The sequence below is a fragment of the Microbulbifer rhizosphaerae genome (assembly GCF_014191725.1).
Classification (GTDB): domain Bacteria; phylum Pseudomonadota; class Gammaproteobacteria; order Pseudomonadales; family Cellvibrionaceae; genus Microbulbifer; species Microbulbifer rhizosphaerae.
The window spans coordinates 85914-107982 of sequence record NZ_JACHWZ010000009.1; the positions used below are offsets into that span (position 1 = coordinate 85914).

The following is a 22069-nucleotide window of genomic DNA, read 5'->3' on the forward strand; positions in this document are numbered from 1 at the left end:
AACAGATCTTCAGATAGCCCTGAAACCCTATTTGTTTTCGCCTTGGTGATTTGGACGCGAGGGAGTGTAGGAAGGGAATGTTGCGAATTTGTTACCTTTACGGTCTTTTACCGAAAAATTGGTGACGGATTTTATCTCGGGAAGATAAATTAACTTTTTATTTCAAAAAGGTTTCAGGAAAAGACTAAAAGGCACGCAGACAAACGGAAAAACAAGCGAATGGAAAAAATATCCGAATACGGCTGGCTCAGTATTTACCGAGCAGGAACCGCGCGCCGGCACTGCGAATCCAGAGCTGGCCGTCGGTATTTTTTTCCTCTACGGGAACATCTTCCGCCCATTCCACCAGCTGGTAGTAGACGTCTCGGGAAAGGCGCGCCTGCAGGCCATCCCGCACTTCGATATAGGGCACGGGCTGCGGCGGTTCGCCGAAGGGGTTTAACTGGAAAGGATGGCCGTGGTCCAGGGGTACCACATCGCCGGTGTTGGTGGTAAACAGCAGCAGCTCCCGATTCCGCTCCCGTCCGATCGCCACCTGGGTGGCGATAAAAGGAACATCTTCTACCTGGATACGCCATTTCTCCACGGGAGTGACTAAAAAATACTCGTCACCCTCGCGCTTGAGGATACTGGCAAACAGCCTGACCAGGGACTGGCGCTGGATCTCCGTCCCTTCGTGAACCCAGCGGCCATCCCGGCAAATCCGCAGATCCATATCGCCGCTGAGTTCAGGATGCCATCGCTCTACCGGCGGGTGGCCGCGAAACTCCTGCTGCAGCCGCTGCAGCTGGTCGAACAGCGGTTCAGCCAAACGATGAACCCGCGCTGCCGCTTTCGGGGCGTTTTTCCTCCTGTCCGCGACGGCCGGAGATATCGCCGATATGCACCCCTACATCCATGATGAACTCCATCAACCCCTCCATATCCTCGATCACATCGGCGAAGGACTTGGAGTGGTACAACTCCACGGCCCCCTGCACCAGTGCCCAGTAGGTGGAGTAATAGAAGTAGGGAGGCACTTTTTTCAACACGCCCTGTTCCATTCGCCGCTCGAATACCCGATTCAGGGCCGAGGCGTTGGAGTTGCGGATGGCGTGCAATTCCTCAATCATCTCAGGCGCCTGGTTGAGAGCGATGATTTTCTCCTCCAGGCGCTGGAACAGGCGGTCCTTGGCCGGGTCCGCCATGCGCGACTCGAAGTAGGCTCGCGCCGGCGCAGTGATATCTCCCTGCTCCGCAGTGGCCACGGCGGATTTCAAGCGCTCGGTAAGGGACTTCTCGTAGTCCATTAACAAGCGCATGTAAATCTCTGTTTTTGAAATGAAATGCTTGTAGATGGTGCCCTTGCCGATATCCACCCGCTCGGCGATCTGTTCCACGGTGACCTTTTCTTCGCCGTGTTCCAGCAACAGCTCCAGCGCAGCATCCAGGATACGCTGCTCCCGCGCGCGGAAACGCTGAACCTTCTCTTTTGCCTTATCCATACTCCCGACCTTGGCTGCCGTTAAATTTGGGGACTGAAATTGACTATTCATTCATGAATGATAGGCAATTCATCCAATTTGGAAAAGCGAATCCGGGAAATTCGTCCTTTCGAACCACCTTGCTTCGGCTCTCGCCGAAGCAATCATCGCCATCTGATGGCCGTGGCGACACTTCAACCTCGACAACCTTGTTATTGGACTCAATATAAATACCGGGGGACCTACCGGAGTATGGAGACGCAGGCAAACCCGATGGAGCCGGATACTGCGATGTGGGAACTCCCACCCCCAAGTTGAACCACCGCAGGAGTGAATCGCCCTTTCGATAACCACTGGCCGAGCGCATTTATCCCGGGATATGCTATAAGGCAAGTCAACCGGCAACCGCAGCGTCTTTTCGCCGGCCACGCAAGGAGCACGGCATGTTCAAGAATAAAAACCTTGTTGTACCCGGCCTTTTTACCGCCGCCCTGATTTTCGGCAGTTCGCTCGCCGCCGCCGCCGATACCACCGAGCTGGCCCCGTCTGGCGCCGCTTTCTACTACCTCGCCTTGGGCGATTCCCTGGCCGCCGGCGAACAGCCCGACGGCAAGGGGGGGCAGATTGTCGGGGACGGCTACGCAGAGCGCCTGCTGTCACATTTCGGGCCCGATGTGGAACTGGTCAACCTCGGCTGCAGTGGCGAAACCACCTCCTCGATGATCTACGGTATCGGTTCCCGATGCACCTATCCCGGCGCTGTTTCACAGCTCGACGCGGCCGTACAGTTCCTGCTGACCCATCCCGGCCAGGTGATGGCGGTCACTCTCAATATCGGCGCTGACAATTTCAGCGGCTGCGAAATCGACGCCCCCGATACCACCTGCCTGGTTCATCAGGCGGCCACTGTCAGCGCAGAACTGCCACCAATCCTATACGCCTTGCGCCGGGCAGCTGAACCGGAAACAAGGATCGCCGCAATGACCTATTACGATCCCTTTCTCGCCCACTGGCTACTGGGAGAGGAAGGCCGGTTGCAGGCGGAACTGACGTCTCTCGCGGTCACCAGCTTCAATCTACTGGAGGCGAGCATCTACGCCGCTCAGGGCGTGCGCATCGCCCATATCGGCGACGCCTTCGAAATCCTCAACCAGCAGCCCACCATTTATCGCAGCCGGGTGATGCCAACTAACGTGGTACGCATCTGCCAGTTCACCTGGATGTGCGAACTCGGCGATATCCACGCCAACGACGCCGGCTACCAGCTGATTGCCGACACCTTTGCCGAGGCGTTGGGGTTGCCGGTTGTCTTTCAGTTCTGACCCGGGTAACACTGAATTTAAACGATTTTCACCCCCGGTGTAGGGCGGATAAGCGAAGCGCATCCACCCTACAAGGTTTCAAAAACGATCCACCGCCAGCGGCCGGATATCCACCTCCGGCCGCCGCCCTTCGACCAGGTCGCCGACAATCTCCGCAGTGATCGCCGCCTGGGTCAGCCCCAGGTGTTGATGGCCGAAAGCGAAGTAAATATTTTTACGGTTTGGCGCGCGGCCGATCACCGGTAGGGAGTCCGGCAGCGAGGGGCGGAAGCCCATCCAGCGCTGCGCATCGTCCCGCCGCAGTCCAGGTAGAATCGCCTCTGCGTGCCGATAGAGAATATCCGCGCGCTGGTAGTTGGGCGGGGCTTTCAGCCCGGCGAGTTCCACCGTGCCGGCCAGGCGCAACCCTTCCTCCATCGGCGTCATCACAAAGGAGCGCTCGAAAGAAACGAGTGGTCGTTTGAGTTCTATGGCGGGATGCGGCAGCATCAGGTGATAGCCCCGCTCGGTATCCAGCGGCACCCGGTAACCCAACTGCGCGGCCAGGGATTTGGACCAAGCCCCGGCAGCGACAATGACCCGGCGCGCATTCAGGGCGCTGTTTTCCAATTGCACCGCCACCTCGCCGTCGGCCTGTGGTGTCAGCCGCTGCACTTCGGCACGCTCGAAGGTGCCGCCACCGGCCCGGAAAACCCGCGCCAGCTCCCGCAGCAGTCGCAGTGGGTTCACTGTGTGCGCGGTATTGGGAAAGTAGAGACCGCCGACCAGGGATTCGCTGAGTGCCGGTTCCAGCTCGCGCAATGCGCCGATGTCCAGTTCCTCGATCTCTATACCGTAATCCCGCAACACTGTCACGGTGGCGCGGTGGGCCCTGCGACCCTTTTCCGTCTGGTACAGGGTTAGCGCGCCGCGCTTGACCATTAAATCCTGCAAACCGGTGCGCGCCAGCAAGCGGTCGAAGCTGGCAATAGAGTGGCGATTCAGCTCGCGCAGGGTGCGGGTGGAGGCGCGCGCATTGGCGGGCAGCGCGGCCCGCGCGAAGCGCAGCAGCCAAGGCAGCATGCTTGGCAAGTACGACCAGCGGATTGCCAGCGGGCCCAGGGGGTCCATCAGCATTTTGGGAATCGACAGAATCATCTGCGGGTTGGCCAGTGGCAGCACCGCGTCGGTGGCGAAATGGCCGGCATTGCCAGAGGAACAGCCGCTACCCGGCTCCGCTCGGTCCACCAACAACACTCTGTCCCCCCGGCTCTGTAACTGCTCGGCAATGGCAGTGCCGATTACGCCGGCGCCGACCACCAGGGTGTCGACTTCCACGCTGTTCACGCCTTTCCCCCGTCGGTTGCGCGAAAGGCGTCGCGGCTCTGGTTTTCTACTCCATCAGCATGGACCACCACGCAATCTTCTACGCGTACGCCGCCGTAGCGGCGAAATTCATCCACTTTTCTCCAGTTTACCCGGCTGGCATCCGGGCCCTGCGCCAGCTCCTCCAGCAGCATATCGCTGAAATAAATTCCCGGTTCAATGGTAAACGCCTGGCGCTCCTCCACCTTGCGCACCAGGCGCAGGAAAGGCGCCTTGGGATCGCGGGGATATTCCTCGCCGCCGGGACTTTTCAGGTAACCGCCCACATCGTGCACCTGCAGGCCGATAAAGTGCCCCAGGCCGCAGGGAAAGAAGGAGCGGCTGATGCCCTGCGCCACAATATCCTCCGGTTCAAGATGTACAAATTCAAAGCGGGACAGCAGCTCCGCCAGGTACAGGTGCGCCCGCCAGTGTAACTCTGCAAAGTCCACGCCGATGCGCACCTCATCCACCAGCGCCCGCTGCACCGCGTCCACAGCTTCCACCAGTTCGGCGTATTCACCGTCGCGGTAGGCGTAGCTGCGGGTGATATCGCTGGCGTAACCCCGGTATCCTGCACCGGCATCGATCACCAGCGAATGGATATCTTCGGACCGTAACAGCTCACGCTCGGCACCGTGGTAGTGCAGTATTGAGCCGTGTTGATTGACCGCCACGATATTGGCATAGGGCAACTCGCACTCCAGCACCTCGGCGTCGCCCAGGTAGGCATGGTGGATATCCAGCTCGGTACCGCCGTCGAAAAATACCTCCCGCGCGGCAGTGTGTCCGCGCGCAGCACTGCGGTTGGCCCGGCGCAGGCACTCGATCTCGTAATCGGTTTTATAGACACGCCGGTAGTGCAGCTCGGCGATGAGTTGCGGTGGATTGATCTGTTCGGCGCGGAATCCGCCCAGCAGTTGAGAGTTCTCGCCGATATATGCGCAGCGCTCCAGATCCGCCGGCAGGGCTGCGGAGATCTCTTCCGGCGAGGTGGCCAACACGATATCGAAGTGCTCCACCCAGTAGCCCTCCGGGTCCGTCGGCGGCTTGTGCCAATAATCCCGCGGCTGGAAGTAGATCAGCTGCGGCCTGTCCCCGGCGGAAATCACCAGCACTGAATAGGGATGCTCCAACAGCGGCAGCCAGTGCTTGAAATGCGGATTGGTGCGGAAGGGGTAGCTGTTGTCGTCCAGAAACGGCACTCTGGGGGCGCCGGCGTGGATCAGCAGGCGATCGTAGCCGCTGTTCTCCAAGGCCCTGGCGCTGCGGGCGCTCAATTCGGCAATATGTTCGCGGTAAAGCAGATCCAGATTCATTTTTCCTCCGGCAAAACGGCCAGGCGGCATGATTGTTATTGACAGTGTTTGCAAACCTTATTTATTGTACACAATAACAATTCAGATTGAAGCGATTTCTTGACCCAACGAGGAAGTATCATGCAAACCAACTGGAGCGGCGTTTTCCCCGCAGCCACCACCCAACTCAACGCCGACGAGAGCCTGAATATCCCCGGCACTATGGAACACCTGGAAGTGATGCTCAACGCAGGCATCAACGGGCTCGTTATGCTAGGCACGGTGGGTGAGAACTGCTCGCTGGGCGTCGAAGAAAAGCTGGAAGTGCTGAGCGCGACGGTGAAACAGGTGGCCGGGCGGGTACCGGTACTCACCGGCGTGGCCGAATACACCACCACTGGTGCCTGCGCCTTTGCCCGCTCCGCCCGGGAGGCCGGCGTCGACGGCCTGATGGTGCTGCCGCCAATGTCCTATAAAGCCGACAGCACTGAAGTAACGGCGCATATCCGCGCGGTGGCTGAAGCCACCGACCTGCCAGTGATGATCTACAACAACCCCGCCTGTTACGGCGTAGACATCTCCGCGGAAACCGTGGCCGAACTGGCCGCGGTGCCCAATATCGTCGCGGTGAAGGAGTCCTCTGACGATCCCCGCCGCCTGACCGATATCGCCAACCTGGTGGACGACGACTTTATCCTCTTCTGCGGCGTGGACGACTTGGCCCTGGAGAGCGTCGCGCTGGGCGCCCACGGCTGGATTTCCGGCTTGGTGAACGCCTTCCCCGCGGAGAACCGCCTGCTCTGGGACCTGGCCACCAGCGGCAACTACGAAGAGGCGCGCAAGCTCTACCGCTGGTACACCCCCCTGCTCCACCTGGATACCAAGCCCAAGCTGGTCCAGTACATCAAACTGGCGGTACAGGAGTGCGGCTACGGCAGCGAACTGTGTCGCAACCCGCGCCTCCCGGTGAGCGGGGAAGAGCGCGAGGAAGTGTTGGGAATGATTCGCAAGGCCATCGCCACGCGTCCGGAGATCAATTAAGCAGCAGGGTTCGGCAGTAAAAAATATCAGTTGGAGAAATTCACAGTGCACAGTATCGAGGTTATCGACTCCCACACCGGCGGCGAACCCACCCGGGTAATCGTCTCCGGCGGCCCGGACCTGGGCAGCGGTTCCATGATGGAAAGGCTGCAACGCTTTCGAGACCGATACGAGCACCTGCGCGCCGCCGCCGTGCGCGAGCCCCGGGGCTCCGATGTCTGGGTCGGTGCCCTGCTCTGCGAACCGGTGGACAGGGACTGCGTGGCCGGGGTGATCTTCTTCAACAACGTCGGCTACCTGGGCATGTGCGGCCACGGTACCATTGGGCTGGCGGTGACCCTGGCGCGCCGCGGCTTGATCGGTCCCGGCGAACACCGCCTGGAAACCCCGGTGGGTCGGGTTTCCTTCACCCTGCATAACAACAATCGGGTGAGCATCGACAATGTGCCCAGCTACCGCTACCGCAAAGCGGTGCCGGTGGAGGTGGACGGGATCGGTGAAGTTCGCGGGGATATCGCCTGGGGCGGCAACTGGTTTTTCCTGGTCTCCGGGCACGGCCAGATTTTGCAGGCGGACAATACCGACCGGCTGACCGACTACTGCTGGCGCATTCGCCAGGCGCTGGAGCAGAGCGGAATCCGCGGCGGTAACGGCGGCGAGATCGATCATATCGAACTCTTCGGCCCGCCGTCGGATACCGCGCTGGCGGACAGCCGCAACTTCGTGCTCTGCCCCGGCAAGGCCTACGACCGCTCTCCCTGCGGCACCGGTACCAGTGCAAAACTCGCCTGCCTCCATGCCGATGGCTTGCTAAAAGAGGGCGAAGTGTGGCGCCAGGAGAGCATTATCGGCAGCGTTTTCGAGGGGCGGGTGCGCCTGCAAAGCGGGCAGCTGATTCCGACGATCACCGGCAGTGCCTATATCAGCGCCGAGGCCAGGCTGGTGCTGGAACCGGAGGACCCGTTTATCCACGGTATCCCCGTCTAACCTGGAAATTGCCTCCTACATCAAGAAGCCTTCTTCCTGCTGTTCAGATAATCGATCATTCGCGAAACCGCACTCCGCTGCTCGCGAATATGGTGAGACAACGCCTGGCGTGCGCCCTTCCAATCCCGCTCCAGCAGGCACTCGATAATCTCGCAATGCTCCCGGGCCATTTCCCGCTTCACCTCTTCATCGATGACCGCATAGTTGAACAGGGCATTGTAAAAAGGACTGTAGCGGGCAAAAAACTCGCGGATATAGCGGTTGCCGCAACGCTCTATCCAGCAATCGTGCAGATCGAAATCCAGTAGCGAGCGGTCTTTGCCCTGCCCCGGCCGGTTGGCCTTGAGCAGTTGGTGCAGTTCGTCTTCATCGAACTTATCCCGGGCCAGGTCCAGTGCTCTCAGTTCGAGCATTTCGCGGATATCCAGGTAGTCGTGCATGTCCTGCTCACTGAAGGCGCGCACCCGCCAGCCGCAGCGGGGCACGTGCTCGATCAGCCCCGCACCGGCCAGGCGGGAGAAAACCTGCCGTACCACCGTGCGCCCGGCCCCGTACTTTTCCGCTGTGGCCTGCTCGCGCAGATATTCGGTGTCCTGCTGGAGACTGCGCGCAATCACATCCTGGCGGATCTGCTCGTCCAGTTTCTGATCTGGCGACTCGGACTGCGGCGCCTCCACCACCTGCCCTTTCAGCGCGTCCGGCACCAACTCCAGCCGTCCATTCTCCTTGCGCCGGATCACCCCCTCCTCAACCAGTTCATCGACAGCGTGGCGCACCGGCGTCAGGCTGACACCGTAGTGGCTGGACATAGCACCCAGGGTAAGTTTGAAAGGCAACCGTCCCCGCGCATGCAGCGCCGCTTTGACATCGGTCTTGATAAATTCGGTAATGGTCATTGCGCCAACTGTTGTTATTATCCCGCCGACGGAACAGGCCCATGGCCTACTCCATACTATCGGAACCCTCTCGTTAATAGATGACAGGCAGTATCGCCCATGTTGGAAAAGCTGAGCAAGCTACTCGACGTCGAAGAACTGGACAACAATCTGTTTCGCAGCCGTCAGCACGTGGAAAACTACCGCAAGGTACTGTTCGGTGGTCAAGTGCTGGGGCAGGCACTGATGGCCGCCACCCGCACCGTGCAGGATCGCCTTCCCCACTCGCTGCACGCCTATTTCCTGCGCCCGGGCAGCAGCGAAATGCCCGTAATCTACGACGTGGACCCGATTCGTGACGGCGGCAGCTTTACCACCCGGCGAGTGGTGGCGCGGCAGAAAGGCCGGGCGATTTTTAATATGTCCGCCTCCTTCCAGATCCGCGAGCCCGGCTTCGACCACCAGAGCCATATGCCCACCACCGGTGTCCCCGAGCCGGAAACCCTGAAGAACACCCAGCAGTTGGCGGAAGAAGCCGGCTTGGCCACACCGCAGAATGACCAGCGCCGCTATATGATCGACTTCCGTCCGGTGGACCCGCATAGCTACTTCGGCGACGAGGTACGCGAGGCGCGCTGCATGTTCTGGCTCCGTGCCGAAGGCGAGATGTCCGACGACCCGGTGGAACACCGCTGCGCCCTCTGCTACGCCTCAGATATGGCGCTACTCGGCACCAGCCTGCAGCCCCACCCCATCTCCCTGTTCGACCGGCACCTGATGCCCGCGAGCCTGGATCACGCCATGTGGTTTCACAGGGACTTCCGCGCCGACGACTGGCTACTGTATGTGACCGACAGCCCCTCCGCCAGCGGTGCGCGGGGCTTCTGCCGCGGGCAGATCTTCACCCGCGACGGTGTCCTGGTGGCCTCCACAGCCCAGGAGGGCCTGATTCGGCAGGTCGACAAAACCCCTTAAATCAGTGGTTTACAGCCGCGGTGCGGCTGTTATAATGCCGCCCGCTTCGCTGATGAAGCACTGCAGTCGGTGAGTAGCGCAGCCTGGTAGCGCACTTCGTTCGGGACGAAGGGGTCGGAGGTTCGAATCCTCTCTCACCGACCATTTTCCCTTCTACTTCTTTATCCATTTCACAATTTTCAGAACCCGGGCTCCTTCAGGATTCAAGTCACTTGAAAGCCTTGTCGCGGCACCGTTACCCTTGCGCGCTGTCCAACGGTTTCAAGTTCACTGGCTACGGCGTTCCTATGCTTCCCAGAATTTCTACCCTGCTCCTTACCCTCCTGCTCCCTCTCAGCACACTGGCCAAGACCTATGACCTCCTCTATCGCGTCGGTATAGACCAGGACACCGGCCTGGCGGAGGTACAGATAGAACTGCAGGGCGATGAACTGCCGCGGGAGCTGGCGCTGAACCTGGAATCCGGCCGCTACCGCGAAGTACGCAGCGAGCAGCCACTGGAACTGACCGACGACCGGGCCATATGGCGGCCGGACGGCCCCAAGGCGACCCTCAGCTACCAGTTCGAGATCGACAAGAAAAAGGGCCGGCGCAGCTACGACTCCCGCATTACCGAGGACTGGGCAATACTGCGCAGCGACAAACTGGTTCCGTCGATAGCGGCCACTGCCGTCGCCGGCCTGCGCTCCCGAGCCCGGCTGCAACTGGACTTGCCAGAGGGCTGGTCCTCAGCGCTCCCCTATGACAAGGACGACGATGGCCGCTACAAACTGATCGATCCCGGCCGCCGCTTTATCCGCCCCAAAGGCTGGATGATCATCGGCCGTATCGGCAGTCGCCAGGATATTATCGCCGGCGTCGACACCATGGTGGCCGCCCCACTGGGCGAAGATATCCACCGCCAGGATACCCTCGCCTTCCTCAGTTGGAACCTGCCCGAACTCAAGAAAGTCTTCCCGAAGTTTCCGAGCCATCTTCTGGTAGTCAGTGCGGGGGACCCCATGTGGCGCGGTGGCCTGTCCGGCACCCGCTCCCTGTACATGCACGCCGACCGCCCGCTGATCAGCGGCAATCGCACCAGCAGCGTGATCCACGAATTGGTCCACGTAGCCACCGGCATCCGCGGCGACGGGCAGAGTGACTGGATCGTGGAGGGTCTCGCGGAGTACTACTCGCTGGAAATCCTGCGGCGCTCTGGGGGTATCAGCCAGCGCCGGTATGACGAGGCCATGGAGAAACTCGCCCACTGGGGAGAGGAAGCCCCGTCACTGTTGGCCAAACGCTCCTCCGGCCCCATAACCGCCCGGGCCGTGGGCGTCATGCGTGAACTGGACCGGAAAATTCGCGCTGCCAGCGATAACAAGGCCAGCCTCGACGACGTGGCACAGGGCTTGGCGGAACAGCGCGGCGAGGTCTCCCTGGAACAGTTCACCAAGCTGGCGGAGCAGGCAGCAGGCGCAAAGATAGAGGCCCTGGCCCCGGAAAAACTGGGGAAGGCACAAAAGGCAGGCAAAAAAAAGCCCTGACGATGGGGGGGAGAGCGTCAGGGCCAAGACCATTAGGAGTGAAACTTGGAGGATTTCATCCTTACAACACAGCGGGCATACCTAATTCATGCCCTGCCGGCATTACTAAACACGTTTGGGGGGAGGTTGTGCTAGCCAGCTAAGGAAAGTATCGAACAGACCCGAAAAATTTCCAGGCTGGCAAGACAAAAATTTAGATCGATTGGAAATAGGCTGAACACAACTAGTACCAAAAGTTATTAAAAGCCAGTTCCCTTGTATAAAAAGCAACCACCAAGTAACTAGGGGCTTCCGAAGAGGAATTCCTGGACCCTCCCCAGGTGCGCCCCCTTTATCCGCACTGGACAGGAAGTACCGGCTTGACTAATCCCCGCCAGTCCCTAGAATAGCGCCTTCTTACGTGCCGAGCCGCACGTAAGTATAAGAAAATGCTGGGATTTTTCGTCTTGATCGGATAGAATCCGCGGCGTTTTCACTCCTGCTCAGAGCGGGATACAAGGCTAGGTGGCAGAGTGGTCATGCAGCGGACTGCAACTCCAGCGCCTGCGGCGAATTAAAGAGGGCCGGTGAGACTCGAACCGGCGAACAGATCCTCTACAGAGTTATTTTTGGCTAGGTGGCAGAGTGGTCATGCAGCGGACTGCAACTCCAGCGCCTGCGGCGAATTAAAGAGGGCCGGTGAGACTCGAACCGGCGAACAGATCCTCTACAGAGTTATTTTTGGCTAGGTGGCAGAGTGGTCATGCAGCGGACTGCAACTCCAGCGCCTGCGGCCAATTAAAGAGGGCCGGTGAGACTCGAACCGGCGAGCAAATCCTCTACAGAGTTATTTTTGGCTAGGTGGCAGAGTGGTCATGCAGCGGACTGCAACTCCGTGTACGCCGGTTCGATTCCGACCCTAGCCTCCATTTTCACCACCGCCGACTTGCCCCTGTTAAGTCCGGCGACCAGCGAGGGGCCCGATCCAGATTTTGGGCATCACCAAAACCCCCTCGCACACCTCCCCGCCCGGGTGGTGGAATCGGTAGACACAGGAGACTTAAAATCTCCCGGCCTTACGGCCGTGCCGGTTCAAGTCCGGCCCCGGGCACCAACACCTTAATTAAAATGCGGGCAAAGCTTAGCGTGCCCATCAAGGCCGCGGAAGATGAGCGCGTCGCTGCGCTCCTTTGACTCGCGCATCCAGCGCTTCTTTGCATACCCATTCTGGCAAGCTCAACTACCCTTCCAGACCACGCACTTCCTTCTTGATGGAATCGTGAGCGGCCTCCTGGTCGCGCAGCAATTTGCGGCGCAGTATGGCCGCCTGAAAGCGCTGCTTTTCCTCCAGACTCCGGGGTTCGAGCGGCGGTACCGGGGTCGGGCTGCCCTCGTCGTCCAATGCCACCATGGTGAAATAGCAGCTATTGGTATGACGCACGATTTTGTTACGGATATCCTCCGTCACCACTTTGATACCCACCTCCATCGAGGTGGTGCCGGTGTAGTTGACTGAGGCCAGGAAAGTCACAAGCTCGCCAACGTTGATGGCCTGGCGAAACATTACCCTATCCACCGACAGAGTCACCACATAAGTCCCGGCGTAGCGGCTGGCGCAGGCATAGGCCACCTTGTCGAGATAGGAAAGCAGTTCGCCGCCGTGAACCTTGCCGGAAAAGTTGGCCATGTCGGGAGTCATCAGGACGCTCATACTGAGCTGGTAGTCATGGGTTTCCATCATAGGATTTCCTTAAAAAGAAGATGACTCCCACATTAACTGCATTGCCGGACTTGAGCCAGCCTCGCCAACCTCTGCTCGCGATCTGCATGTAGTGGTCGCTTAAAGTTGTACTCAACCGCCCAGAAATAGTTTCGACAACATAGGGAAGGGAAAGCCGAAAAACCGGCTATAAGAAAGGTGGGATTAACAGATAGTGGCAGTGGCGCAACCCATGGCACATTTGTGTAGCGATAACTAAAACGTGCCCGGTGAGACAGTCATAGCCGCCCCACCCCAGCTACAAGACTCAGGATTTACCGCTGCTCTCGTCGCTCATCAGCACCGGCCAAGCTGCGCGCAGATACACCACCATGGTCCACAGGGTCAGTGCCGCAGCGATATACAGCAACACGTACCCAATGGTTTCCATTATCGGATACTCGCGCACATCAAAGGCGAGCAGTACGATAATCGCCGCCATCTGCGCGGTAGTCTTGAACTTGGCGACGACGGTTACCGCAACGCTGGCGCGCTGGCCCAGTTCCGCCATCCACTCGCGCAATCCGGAAACCGCGATTTCCCGTCCGATAATCACCGCCGCGGCGATGGTGAACCAGGCGTTTTGATGCAGGCCCACCAGCAGCACCAAGGCGGTGGCCACCATCAGCTTGTCCGCCACCGGATCGAGAAAGGCGCCGAAAGGCGTGCTCTGGTTCAGTTTGCGTGCCAGATAGCCGTCGAGCCAGTCCGTTACCGCGGCCGCCGCAAAAATAATCGCAGAGGCCATGTAGCTCCATTTGTACGGCAAATAGAACACCAGCACGAAAACCGGAATCAATGCGACGCGGAGTAGTGTCAGTTGGTTGGCGAGAGTCATGCTTGTCCCTGTATTTTCCGTGGGCGTAACTTACCAAGGCATTTCGCAAAAAGAAACGCCAGACGGGGTTCGAAGCGTTAAATTTTGTCAGCGCCCGCAGTTACTCACTGTGTAGTGCGGAGTATATATCCTGTGCGAGCTTGCGGCTGACGCCTTCGACACCCGCGATCTCATCCACCGAGGCGCGACGGATTTCCTGTAGGCCGCCGAAGTGGCGCAGCAGTGCGCGCCGGCGCGCGGGACCCACGCCAGGGATACCTTCGAGGGGGGATTCGCGACGTTTCTTGTCGCGCCGCTGGCGGTGGCCGGTGATCGCGAAACGGTGCGCCTCGTCCCGGACTTGCTGGATCAGGTGCAGCGCCGGCGAGTCCGCGGACAATACCAGTTCCCGGTTGCCGGCGACCACATAGAGAGTTTCGAAACCCGCCTTGCGGGTGGTGCCCTTGGCCACACCCACTATCTGCACGCCCACTACGCCCAGCTCGTTGAGGCTGTCCACCGCCTGGCGCACCTGCCCCTTGCCGCCGTCGATCAGCAGAATGTTGGGAAACCGGCCCTCGCCGCTGGACAGGCGGGTATAGCGGCGCTTCAGCGCCTGGGCCATGGCCGCGTAGTCGTCCCCCGGCTGGATATTCTCGATATTGAAGCGGCGATAGTCGGACTTTACCGGACCACCCGTATCGAAAACCACACAGGAGGCCACCGTGGCCTCGCCGCCGGAATGGCTGATATCGAAACATTCCAGGCGCTCCGGCAATTGTTCCAGGCGCAGGGCCTCCTGCAGGGATTCGAAACGGCTCTGCAGTTTCTGTTGCGCCGCGGTGCGGCTGCCCAGGTTCTGCTCCGCCGCCTGCCGGGCCATGTCCACCCAGGTGGCCCGGTTGCCCCGCAGGCGGTGGAGAATGGCCACCTCGCGGCCACTCTGTTCGCTGAGGGCCTGCTGTAGCGGCTCCAGATCCTCGATGGGCTCGGAGGTGAGAATCTGCCGCGGCACCTCCCGCTGGGTACCCAGGTAGAACTGGGGGATAAAGGCAGAGAGCAGTTCCGCGGTGGAGAGCCCCAGGCGCTCGTCGGGAAAATAACTGCGACTGCCAAGAATGCGCCCCTGGCGGATAAACAGTATGTGCACGCAGCTGGAACCGCCCTGGCTGGCGATGCCCAGCACGTCCACGTCGCCGCTCGACCGCTCCGCCACCTGGTCCGCGTGCAGGCGGCGCAGTGCGGAGATCTGGTCGCGCAGGCGAGCGGCCTTTTCGAATTCCAGCTCGCGGGAGGCCCGGTCCATCTCATCCGCCAGCTCGCGGATTATCTTGTCGCTCCTGCCGGTGAGAAACATCTCAGCGTGGCGCACATCCGCCCGGTAGTCCTCCTCGGCGATAAAGTCCACGCAGGGCGCGGTGCAGCGCTGGATCTGATATTGCAGGCAGGGGCGCGAACGATTGCGGAATACACTGTCTTCGCAGGAGCGGATACGAAAAGTCTTCTGCAAAAAATTCAGGCTGTCGCGCACCGAGGAGGCGTTGGGGAAGGGACCGAAATACTGCCCTTTTTTGCGCTTGGCGCCGCGGTGCAGGGCGATCCGCGGAAATGTGTCTTTGTCTGAAACAAAAATATACGGATAGCCTTTGTCGTCCTTGAGCATCACGTTGTAGGTGGGCCGCTGGGACTTGATCAGGCTCTGTTCCAACACCAGCGCCTCGGTTTCGCTGCGGGTAACCGTAACTTCGATGCTGTCAATGCGCTGAACCAGCGCCATGGTCTTGGCAGTGAGCCCGGAGGCGCGGAAGTAGCTGGTCAGGCGGTTGCGCAGGTTCTTCGCCTTGCCCACATAGAGAATGCGGCCCTCGGCGTCGAACATCTGGTAGACGCCCGGCTTGCGGGTGGTAGTCTGCAGGAAGCGTTTGCTGTCAAACATCTGGGAACTGGTAAGATGGGCAAAGCGCAGCGTGCCCATCAGCAAGCGAGTGATGGGCACGCTGCGCTTTGCCCATCCTACAATACAATCGAACTCTACAAGGCAGCTTCCGGGTCCAGAAGCTGATATTTCACCGCCAGCAACGTCAGCTCCACGTCGCTGTGTATGCCCAGCTTTTCAAAAATGCGGTAGCGGTAACTGTTGATGGTTTTCGGGCTGATCGACAGAGTATCGGCGATCTCCGCCACCTTGTTACCGTTGACGATCATTACCGCCGTCTGCAGTTCGCGCTCGGAGAGAACATCGAAGGGCGAGGCCTTCTCCGCCTTGCCGCTGACATTGCGCAGGGCCATCTTGGTCGCCATGGAGCTGCTGATATAGACATCGCCGGCCACTACCGTATGGATAGCCTTGATCATCTCCTCCAGGTCCGCGCCCTTGGTCACATAACCGCGGGCGCCAGCCTGCATCAAGCGGCCGGGAAAGAGATCGTCGTCCAGAGCGCTAACCGCGATCACCTTGGCCTGAGGACGTCGGGCAAGGAGTTTACGGGTGGCTTCCAGCCCGCCCATACCGGGCATCTTGACGTCCATCAGAATAACGTCCACGTCGGTCTCGCGCACGAATGCGAGCGCCTCTTCGCCGCTGCTGGCTTCACCCGCAACTTGTACACCACTGACGTCACCCAGCATGCGCGAAATTCCCATCCGCACAAGGTCGTGATCGTCCACCACCAAGACTTTGATCAAATTAGCCCCAACTACGGATATTTCAGTGCAGCCCCACACGGCTTCATACGTCACCCGTGTGTACGCGGCAAAAGGTTGTTGTTATTTGCTCAGTGGAGCGGCCGCCCCACCCGAGATCCATCCACAGAGCCTTCCAGCAACATACCAGACAAATACCCATGTGCAAAGCGAGACCAGTGGTTCACCATCAGCCAAAAAGTGATAAGTGTGAAGGGGTTACGAATTGATATAACGAAAAGTTAGGCTGATCCGTTCTTTCAGCGGTCGGGTGCTTTTTGCCAACTGGTGCAACCAGTGTTTTTGTACCGCTCCGGATGTCAGCAGCAGCGAACCACTGGACAGAATCACCGACAGGCGCCCCGCTCCATCGCGCTGCTTGAAGCTCAGCCTGCGCTCCTGACCCAGGCTGACCGTGGCCACCACCGGGTTCTCGCCCAGCTCCTTTTCGTTGTCGGCATGCCAGCCCATGCCGTCCGTTCCATTGCGGTAGTGATTGACGAGGAGGCTGTTGAACTGAAAGCCGGCGCGGACCAGCTGAGCCCGCAGGACGGCCAGGGACTCGGTCCAGGGCTGTGGTCGCTGCTCCAGGCCGGACCAGCGATAGACGACACCGTTGTCGCCGACAAAGGCGTGGCGCCGGGGAATCGGGTGCTGCTTGCCGAAGACCCGTACCATCGGCTGTTCCCACTGCAGATCCTGCAGGCAGTGATCCAACAGCGAGGCGGCCTCGCTCGGCGCCAGCCAGGTGGGGATCAGCAGAGCATGGCCGGGAGGCAGATCGAGCCACTGCGTACCGGCGTACGCGCTCTGTAACAAACCCGCCTGTTGTATGAAAGTTTTCTCATCCATAAGCTGACCAAAGTGAGGACAGGACTGGAGCGCCGTACAGCCGAATCAGGGATAGTAGCGGGGTTCCGGCTCCAGTTCCACGCCGAACCTGGCACGGACATCCGCCGCTATCTCTGCCGCGAGGGCGGTTACTTCGGCGCCGGCGCCCCGCCCCGGGTTTACCAGTACCAGGGCTTGGCGGTCGTGCACTCCCACCGCATTGCGCCGCCGGCCACGCCAGCCGGCGCGGTCGATCAGCCAGGCGGCGGCCAGTTTCCAGCGCTCACCGGCGGCAAAGGCCACCAGGTCGGGATGGACCTTCTTTAGGCTGTGGTAGAGGTCCGCGTCCACCAGGGGATTTTTGAAAAAACTGCCGGCGTTGGGTATCTCGTCCGGTGACGGCAGCTTGCTGTTGCGGATCGCGATCACCGCCCGCGCCACCTCCTCCGGTGTCAGTGCCCCGCCGCCCTGTTCGCGACGGCCGAAATACTCCCCCAGTGCAGGGTAGTCGATGCGCGGGCACCAGTCCGAGGACAGCTCCAGACGCACCCGGGTAATGATGTACCGATCCCGCGCGCGCCCTTTGAACACGCTGTCGCGATAACCGAACTCGCAGTCCGCGGCGGAGAATTCACGCAGCTCGCCGGTGGCGATATGCACCGCCTGGAGGTCGATAAAGGAGTCCCGCAGTTCGACGCCGTAGGCGCCGATATTCTGGATCGGCGCCGCACCGATTTTTCCGGGGATCAAGGCCAGGTTTTCCAGTCCTCCGAGGCCCCGCTCCACCGTATGCATCACCAACTGGTGCCAGTTCTCCCCCGCGGCGGCGTTCACGCGAGCGCCTTCAGGAGTCTCCTCCAGGGACAGGCCGTGAAGCTCCATATGGATCACCAGGCCCGGGTAGTCGCCGGTCAACACGATATTGCTGCCGCCCCCGAGGGGGAGTATCGGCAGCTTCCTCCCGCGGGCGAACGCCAATGCCTCCCGCAACTGCTCGAGGCTTTCCACCCGCGCGAAGTACGCGGCTCGGGCGGCGATTGCCAGGGTATTGAGAGGTTGTAAATCGATATCGGTCTGAATCACGCCAACAACTCGCGCATGCGCTCCAGGTCCTGCTCGGTATCCACGCCGCCGGGAACCTCCTCCTGTGCATCCGCCACGTGGATATCCTCGCCATGGTAAAGGAAGCGCAACTGCTCCAGCGCCTCGAACTGCTCCAGCGGCGCCATCGGCCAGGACACGAAGCGGTTCAACAGCACCACCCGGTAAGCATAGATGCCGATGTGCCGGCGAGGTTCCAGCCCCCGGGGCAGTTCACGGCATTCGCCGGCGAAAGCGTCCCGCGGCCAGGGGATGGGAGCGCGGGAAAAGTAGCGGGCGAGGCCGCTCTCGGCGGCCACCACCTTGACGATATTGGGGTTGCGAAAGTCCTCCAGGGTGCGGATCGGCTCCGCCAGGGTGGCCACCCCCGCCTGCGGGTTGGCAGCCAGGTTGGCGGCCACCTGGTCGATCACCGCGGGGGGTATCAGCGGCTCGTCCCCCTGCACGTTGACCAGGATGCGATCCTCCGCCAGCCCCAGGTTGGCGGCCACCTCCTGCAGGCGATCGGTACCGGAGGCGCAATCGTCGGCGGTCATGCACACCTCTCCACCGAAGGCGCGCACCGCTTCCGCCACGCGCATATCGTCGGTGGCCACGATCACCCGCCCGGCGCCGCTCTCGCGGGCTCGGCGGTAGACGTGCTGCACCATCGGCAGGCCGCCGATATCCGCCAGGGGCTTGCCCGGCAGGCGGCTGGAGCCGTAGCGGGCGGGAATAATCACGTCGAAATCAGTCACATCTAAAACTCTGCAGGTGATGGTGTACCCTCTGGAAGAAAAGGTCCGGCAGTTGGCCCCGCACCTCCAGCGCCCACCAGTGGCTCTGCCAGAAGTCCCGGCATTTTACCGCGTCCTTCATAGTCATGATCACCGGCGTCACACCATCGAACTGCAGCTCCTGGGCGCTGAACTGGTGGTGGTCGGCATAGGGCTGCTCCGTCACCTTGTAGCCCAGCTGGCGCAGCTCGCGAAAGAAACGTTGCGGATTGCCGATGGCGGCGACGCCGTGGCAGGGCCCCGGCTCCGGTCCCGAGGTCAATTTCAGGGTGGAGGTCTGGTCCAGGTTGAACTGGTGCCAGCTGGACGGCGCCAGCTTCATGTGGAATTCCAGCAATTCGCCACACTGGGACTTCACCCGCTCCTGTGGCTCGCCGTTGGACACCACCAGATCCACCGTGCGCAGCCGCTCGGCGGGTTCCCTCAACGGGCCCCTGGGCAGCAGGCGGCCGTTGCCCAGGCCCCGCTGGCCGTCCACCACACAGATCTCCAGGCTGCGCCAGAGCTTGTAGTGTTGCAGGCCGTCGTCGGAGAGGATCACATCGCACTGGTGGTAGTCGATCAGCGCGCGGGCCGCCTCCGCGCGGTCGGGGGAAACCATTACCGGCAGGCCGGTGACCAGGTGAAGCATCAGCGGTTCGTCGCCGGACTCCAGCGGGTGGGACTGGGCGGTGACCTGATAGGGGTACTGTTTGGCGCGGCCGCCATAGCCGCGGCTGACAATTCCCGGGTTCATGCCCCGATCCCGGAGCCAGCGCGCCAGCTCCGCAACCAGCGGAGTCTTGCCCGCGCCGCCGGCGGTAATATTGCCCACCACGATCACCGGCACCGGCAGTGACGGCGGCGGGTCCTCCAGCGCGAGGCGGCGACGGCGGCGGCTGATCGACCGGTAGAGGGATTCCACGGGCGCGAGCAGCGAAAGCAGAGAAGCGCGCTCTCTTTCCGGGTACCAGCGTTTGTTGAACCAGTCTTCCAATGACATCTCAGGTCTGCTGCTGTAGTAAAGTGGCGTAGCGACCGCCCCGTGCGAGCAGTTCGGCATGGGTACCGCTCTCGATAATCGCCCCCTGCTCCATCACCAGAATGCGATCGGCACTTTCAATAGTGCTGAGCCGGTGGGCAATCACAAAAGTGGTGCGATTTTTCATCACCTCCGCCAGGGCCATTTGAATCGCGCGCTCTGACTCATTGTCCAGCGCCGAGGTAGCCTCATCGAGTATCAGGACCGGTGCGTCCTTGAGCAGCGCGCGGGCGATGGCCAGGCGCTGGCGCTGGCCGCCGGAGAGCATCTGGGCATTGTCCCCGAGCACCGTGTGCAGGCCCTCCGGCAGCTCGTCGATAAAATCGCTGGCGTGAGCCAGCTCCACGGCCCGCCGCACTTCTTCCGGCGTGCGCGACTGCAATTCCCCGTAGGCGATATTGCGGTACACGGTATCGTTAAACAATACGATATTCTGCGACACCATGCCGATCTGCCGGCGCAGTTCCTCCAGGGGCACTTTGGTGATATCCACGCCGTCCAGCAGAATGCGCCCGCTGGTCGGTTCGTAGAAGCGTGCCAGCAGGCTGACCAGGGTGCTCTTGCCAGAACCGGAGGCGCCCACCAGCGCTACCGTCTGCCCCGGCTCCACGAAAAAATCGATGTCCGTCAGCACCGGAGGGGCGGCTTCGTCGTAGCGGAAGCCCAGCTGCTCGAAGGTCACCGCGCCGCGCACCCGCGACGGCAGGTGCGCGGTACCGCCGCGGGGCTCCTTGGGCGCGTCGATCACTTCAAAGATACTTTCCGCCGCGGCCACACCCTTCTGGATATCTGCATAGACTTCCGACAGGTTGCGCACTGGCTTGGCTAGCGAAGCCGCGGCGCCGATATAGGAGGCGAAAACCCCGGCGGTCATGGCCTCCACCATTCCCGGCGCCAGCGCGAGCCAGACGATGGAAGCGGTGGCCACACCCACCAGTACCTGGATTACCGATACGCTGCCGTTGTCCGCCACCACCAGCTTCATATACTGCTGGCGGTTGTTGTCGCTGGCGGCGACAAAGCGGGCATTTTCATATTCGCGCCCACCGTACATGCGCACCACCTGGTAGCCGCCGATCGCTTCCTGGGTCACGTGGGTCACATCCCCCATGGTGTTCTGGATGCGATGGCTCAGTTTGCGAAAACGCTTGCCCACGGTGCGCACGATCACGGCAATAAGTGGCGCGAACAGGAAAAAAGTCAGAGTCAGTTTCCAGTTCACCATAAGCAGGTAGGTGAGCAGGCCAATGGTGGTGAAGGATTCCCTGATCAGGATTTTCAGCGCCTTGGTAATGGAGTTGGTCACCTGCTCCACATTGTAGGACACCTTGGAAATCAGGTAGGCGCCGGTATAGCGATCGAAATAGGCGCTGGGCAATTCGCCGATATGGGAGAAAAGTTCCGTGCGAAGTTTGTGGATCACCGAGCGCGCCACATAGGCCAGACCATAGCTGCCGATAAAGTTGCCGATGGCCCGAAACAGGATAATTCCCAGCATCGCCGTCGGGATCAGCCAGCGCGCAGTCTCCTGGGGCATGATCCCGCCGGGAAAATAGCCGGCAACATATTTGGAGAGAAAACCCCGGCCCGCCTGGATGCCCGCCCCCACGGCGTCGAGCAACAGCTCGGTCACTGCGATCAGGCTGACATTCATCAGGGAAAACAGCATGAAACCGAACACCGCGAGGGTGAAGATCGGCCAGAGAGGCAGAGCGTAGGAGAGCAGGCGGCGGTAGGTTTTCGATCCCCGGCGATCGGGCGCCGCCGGGTTAGCGATTTTATCCATAGGATATTTGTTTCAGACCACAAAAACAGAATGAGGAAAAAAAGAGACTCAATCCCCCGTTTCCTGCTCTCCGGAGGGCTGCCGCGTCGTGATGCTCAGATGGACGAAACCCAACTGGCCGGCGGCATCCATGGCACGGACCACGGCCTGGTGCTGGGCAATGGCATCGGCCGTAATAACGAGTGGGCGATTGTACTCGCCCGCGGAAACTTCCGACAGCGCCGATTTCAGGGTGGCCAGCTTTTTGTTGATCAGCGCGCGGCCGTCCACTGCGTAGGAGCCATCCGCATTGATCACCACCTCGATGGTCCTGGGCGGGTTGTCCGCCTGGGGCCCCGCCGCTTCCGGCAGGTCCAGCTTCAGGTGGCTCTCCTTGGTAAAGGTGGTGGAGACCATAAAGAAAATCAGCAGCAGGAACACCACGTCGATCAGCGGCGTGAGGTTGACTCCATCCTGCTCCCGGGCTTGACGGCGGAATTGCATGAC

The 22069-nt window shown here is 60.7% G+C and carries 20 protein-coding genes and 3 tRNA genes; 8 read left to right on the forward strand and 15 right to left on the reverse strand.

Annotated elements, in window-relative coordinates:
- Positions 1 to 247: 247 nt before the first annotated feature.
- Together FHS09_RS10745 and FHS09_RS10750 are read right to left on the reverse strand one after the other, a co-directional pair.
- Complete coding sequence (locus tag FHS09_RS10745) at positions 248 to 811, reverse strand: DUF1285 domain-containing protein (RefSeq protein ID WP_183459684.1); 564 nt, start codon at positions 809 to 811, stop codon at positions 248 to 250.
- Positions 804 to 1484, reverse strand: coding sequence for a TetR/AcrR family transcriptional regulator (locus FHS09_RS10750; RefSeq protein ID WP_183459686.1), 681 nt, complete (start codon positions 1482 to 1484; stop codon positions 804 to 806). The genes FHS09_RS10745 and FHS09_RS10750 overlap by 8 nt, the downstream gene beginning before the upstream one ends.
- Before the next feature lie 422 nt (positions 1485 to 1906).
- Between FHS09_RS10750 and FHS09_RS10755 the strand changes: the two genes are divergently transcribed.
- Complete coding sequence (locus FHS09_RS10755) at positions 1907 to 2785, forward strand: SGNH/GDSL hydrolase family protein (RefSeq protein ID WP_183459688.1); 879 nt, start codon at positions 1907 to 1909, stop codon at positions 2783 to 2785.
- Between the two features lie 78 nt (positions 2786 to 2863).
- Here FHS09_RS10755 and FHS09_RS10760 read toward each other — a convergent pair whose 3' ends face one another.
- Together FHS09_RS10760 and pepQ are read right to left on the reverse strand one after the other, a co-directional pair.
- On the reverse strand, positions 2864 to 4111 hold the full coding sequence (locus FHS09_RS10760; RefSeq protein WP_183459690.1) for an FAD-dependent oxidoreductase: 1248 nt from the start codon (positions 4109 to 4111) through the stop codon (positions 2864 to 2866).
- Positions 4108 to 5448, reverse strand: coding sequence for a Xaa-Pro dipeptidase (pepQ, locus tag FHS09_RS10765; RefSeq protein WP_183459692.1), 1341 nt, complete (start codon positions 5446 to 5448; stop codon positions 4108 to 4110). The genes FHS09_RS10760 and pepQ overlap by 4 nt, the downstream gene beginning before the upstream one ends.
- Positions 5449 to 5568: 120 nt before the next feature.
- Here pepQ and FHS09_RS10770 point away from each other — a divergent pair, with 120 nt between their 5' ends.
- Positions 5569 to 6468, forward strand: a complete 900-nt coding sequence (locus FHS09_RS10770; protein ID WP_183459694.1) for a dihydrodipicolinate synthase family protein — start codon at positions 5569 to 5571, stop codon at positions 6466 to 6468.
- A 30-nt stretch (positions 6469 to 6498) separates the two neighbouring features.
- A complete protein-coding gene (locus tag FHS09_RS10775; protein WP_221191939.1) occupies positions 6499 to 7455 on the forward strand; it encodes a proline racemase family protein in 957 nt (318 codons plus the stop codon).
- Positions 7456 to 7475: 20 nt separating this feature from the next.
- Here the strand turns inward: FHS09_RS10775 and FHS09_RS10780 are convergent, their stop codons facing one another.
- Positions 7476 to 8351 carry a GntR family transcriptional regulator gene (locus tag FHS09_RS10780; RefSeq protein ID WP_183459696.1) on the reverse strand — a complete coding sequence of 292 codons (876 nt, stop codon included), beginning with the start codon at positions 8349 to 8351 and terminating at the stop codon, positions 7476 to 7478.
- A 99-nt stretch (positions 8352 to 8450) separates the two neighbouring features.
- On the opposite strand from FHS09_RS10780, the gene tesB reads away from it, so the two are divergent.
- The 5 genes from tesB to FHS09_RS10805 all read left to right on the forward strand — a co-directional run bounded on the left by tesB (position 8451) and on the right by FHS09_RS10805 (position 11924).
- Positions 8451 to 9305 (forward strand): acyl-CoA thioesterase II, encoded by an 855-nt coding sequence (tesB, locus tag FHS09_RS10785; RefSeq protein ID WP_183459698.1) that lies wholly within the window; start codon positions 8451 to 8453, stop codon positions 9303 to 9305.
- Between the two features lie 67 nt (positions 9306 to 9372).
- A tRNA-Pro gene (locus tag FHS09_RS10790) sits at positions 9373 to 9449 on the forward strand.
- A gap of 143 nt (positions 9450 to 9592) precedes the next feature.
- Positions 9593 to 10831, forward strand: a complete 1239-nt coding sequence (locus FHS09_RS10795; protein ID WP_183459700.1) for a hypothetical protein — start codon at positions 9593 to 9595, stop codon at positions 10829 to 10831.
- Between the two features lie 834 nt (positions 10832 to 11665).
- Positions 11666 to 11739 (forward strand) — tRNA-Cys (locus FHS09_RS10800).
- Between the two features lie 98 nt (positions 11740 to 11837).
- A tRNA-Leu gene (locus tag FHS09_RS10805) sits at positions 11838 to 11924 on the forward strand.
- Positions 11925 to 12050: 126 nt separating this feature from the next.
- On the opposite strand, the gene FHS09_RS10810 is transcribed toward FHS09_RS10805, so the two are convergent.
- The 10 genes from FHS09_RS10810 to FHS09_RS10855 all read right to left on the reverse strand — a co-directional run bounded on the left by FHS09_RS10810 (position 12051) and on the right by FHS09_RS10855 (position 22066).
- On the reverse strand, positions 12051 to 12551 hold the full coding sequence (locus FHS09_RS10810; protein ID WP_246394863.1) for an acyl-CoA thioesterase: 501 nt from the start codon (positions 12549 to 12551) through the stop codon (positions 12051 to 12053).
- Between the two features lie 286 nt (positions 12552 to 12837).
- Entirely contained in the window at positions 12838 to 13407 is a 570-nt protein-coding gene (pgsA, locus tag FHS09_RS10815) for a CDP-diacylglycerol--glycerol-3-phosphate 3-phosphatidyltransferase (RefSeq protein ID WP_183459702.1), read from the reverse strand.
- Between the two features lie 100 nt (positions 13408 to 13507).
- Positions 13508 to 15322 carry an excinuclease ABC subunit UvrC gene (gene uvrC / locus FHS09_RS10820; protein ID WP_183459919.1) on the reverse strand — a complete coding sequence of 605 codons (1815 nt, stop codon included), beginning with the start codon at positions 15320 to 15322 and terminating at the stop codon, positions 13508 to 13510.
- A gap of 95 nt (positions 15323 to 15417) precedes the next feature.
- Positions 15418 to 16071: a UvrY/SirA/GacA family response regulator transcription factor gene (gene uvrY, locus FHS09_RS10825; RefSeq protein WP_183459704.1), complete on the reverse strand. Its 654-nt coding sequence runs from the start codon at positions 16069 to 16071 to the stop codon at positions 15418 to 15420.
- Between the two features lie 216 nt (positions 16072 to 16287).
- On the reverse strand, positions 16288 to 16887 hold the full coding sequence (locus FHS09_RS10830; protein ID WP_183459705.1) for an alpha-ketoglutarate-dependent dioxygenase AlkB family protein: 600 nt from the start codon (positions 16885 to 16887) through the stop codon (positions 16288 to 16290).
- A gap of 78 nt (positions 16888 to 16965) precedes the next feature.
- Positions 16966 to 17982, reverse strand: coding sequence for a UDP-N-acetylmuramate dehydrogenase (gene murB / locus FHS09_RS10835; RefSeq protein WP_183459706.1), 1017 nt, complete (start codon positions 17980 to 17982; stop codon positions 16966 to 16968).
- Entirely contained in the window at positions 17979 to 18737 is a 759-nt protein-coding gene (gene kdsB, locus FHS09_RS10840; RefSeq protein ID WP_183459707.1) for a 3-deoxy-manno-octulosonate cytidylyltransferase, read from the reverse strand. The genes murB and kdsB overlap by 4 nt, the downstream gene beginning before the upstream one ends.
- Positions 18730 to 19758, reverse strand: coding sequence for a tetraacyldisaccharide 4'-kinase (gene lpxK, locus FHS09_RS10845; protein ID WP_183459708.1), 1029 nt, complete (start codon positions 19756 to 19758; stop codon positions 18730 to 18732). The genes kdsB and lpxK overlap by 8 nt, the downstream gene beginning before the upstream one ends.
- Before the next feature lies 1 nt (position 19759).
- Positions 19760 to 21583, reverse strand: a complete 1824-nt coding sequence (msbA, locus tag FHS09_RS10850; RefSeq protein ID WP_183459709.1) for a lipid A export permease/ATP-binding protein MsbA — start codon at positions 21581 to 21583, stop codon at positions 19760 to 19762.
- A 48-nt stretch (positions 21584 to 21631) separates the two neighbouring features.
- Positions 21632 to 22066, reverse strand: coding sequence for an ExbD/TolR family protein (locus FHS09_RS10855; RefSeq protein WP_183459710.1), 435 nt, complete (start codon positions 22064 to 22066; stop codon positions 21632 to 21634).
- Positions 22067 to 22069: the final 3 nt, after the last annotated feature.

Bases quoted from the DNA above. Each gene is read 5' to 3' on its own strand.
- pgsA (WP_183459702.1), bottom strand. From the start codon at position 13,407: ATGACTCTCGCCAACCAACTGACACTACTCCGCGTCGCATTGATTCCG.
- FHS09_RS10770 (WP_183459694.1), top strand. From the start codon at position 5,569: ATGCAAACCAACTGGAGCGGCGTTTTCCCCGCAGCCACCACCCAACTC.
- FHS09_RS10810 (WP_246394863.1), bottom strand. From the start codon at position 12,551: ATGATGGAAACCCATGACTACCAGCTCAGTATGAGCGTCCTGATGACT.
- pepQ (WP_183459692.1), bottom strand. From the start codon at position 5,448: ATGAATCTGGATCTGCTTTACCGCGAACATATTGCCGAATTGAGCGCC.
- FHS09_RS10855 (WP_183459710.1), bottom strand. From the start codon at position 22,066: ATGCAATTCCGCCGTCAAGCCCGGGAGCAGGATGGAGTCAACCTCACG.
- FHS09_RS10780 (WP_183459696.1), bottom strand. From the start codon at position 8,351: ATGACCATTACCGAATTTATCAAGACCGATGTCAAAGCGGCGCTGCAT.
- uvrC (WP_183459919.1), bottom strand. From the start codon at position 15,322: ATGTTTGACAGCAAACGCTTCCTGCAGACTACCACCCGCAAGCCGGGC.
- lpxK (WP_183459708.1), bottom strand. From the start codon at position 19,758: ATGTCATTGGAAGACTGGTTCAACAAACGCTGGTACCCGGAAAGAGAG.
- FHS09_RS10750 (WP_183459686.1), bottom strand. From the start codon at position 1,484: ATGGATAAGGCAAAAGAGAAGGTTCAGCGTTTCCGCGCGCGGGAGCAG.
- FHS09_RS10755 (WP_183459688.1), top strand. From the start codon at position 1,907: ATGTTCAAGAATAAAAACCTTGTTGTACCCGGCCTTTTTACCGCCGCC.
- FHS09_RS10795 (WP_183459700.1), top strand. From the start codon at position 9,593: ATGCTTCCCAGAATTTCTACCCTGCTCCTTACCCTCCTGCTCCCTCTC.
- msbA (WP_183459709.1), bottom strand. From the start codon at position 21,583: ATGGATAAAATCGCTAACCCGGCGGCGCCCGATCGCCGGGGATCGAAA.
- tesB (WP_183459698.1), top strand. From the start codon at position 8,451: ATGTTGGAAAAGCTGAGCAAGCTACTCGACGTCGAAGAACTGGACAAC.